This is a genomic window from Pseudomonas sp. SWRI68 (assembly GCF_014269165.1).
Classification (GTDB): Bacteria; Pseudomonadota; Gammaproteobacteria; order Pseudomonadales; family Pseudomonadaceae; genus Aquipseudomonas; species Aquipseudomonas capeferrum.
Window position 1 is genome coordinate 1 of the sequence record NZ_JABWRU010000058.1, and the last position, 515, is coordinate 515.

Annotated in this window: 1 protein-coding gene; it reads left to right on the forward strand. The window is 59.2% G+C overall.

Annotated features, from left to right (window positions below; all coding sequences use genetic code 11):
* The coding region (locus tag HU770_RS26765) for a sigma-70 family RNA polymerase sigma factor (RefSeq protein ID WP_186666585.1) at nt 1-355 on the forward strand (355 nt) is incomplete at its 5' end.
* Nucleotides 356-515: the final 160 nt, after the last annotated feature.

Below are 515 nucleotides of genomic sequence, written 5' to 3' on the forward strand. Positions count from 1 at the left end.
GCAGCGGTTCGGCGCCACCGACAGCGATTTCGAGCTGGTGGTCAACAACGCCGTCGACCTTGCTTTCGGCTACTTCCTTGAACTGGGGGTGATCGATGAAGAACCGCCAGACAACAACCCTCTCAGCGCGTATGTCCAGCAAGACAAGGATGAAAGCCTCGGCTTGCTGGTAGAGCGCCTGCCGGAGCGGGAACGGCAGATCATCGTCGGGCATTACTACCAGCAGATGAGCTTTGTGGAGCTGGCGGGATTGCTCGGGGTGGGCAAGGCGCGAGTGTCGCAGTTGCATGGGCAGGCGTTGCGGCGGATCAGGGAGCTATATGAGGAGGTCGGGGGGATAGAGTGGGAGTGGTGAGGTTTGCGGCAGGGAAGTGACGTAAAAAAGCGCACTTCTACTGATGCATCGAGTGCGATCCATGAACCCCACCTACCGCCAGATGGAGCTTCGATTTACCGTTGCATCTCCGGTGAGCAGTTCCACGGCAGCAGCGCTTCGTAGTCCTCTACCGACGAGG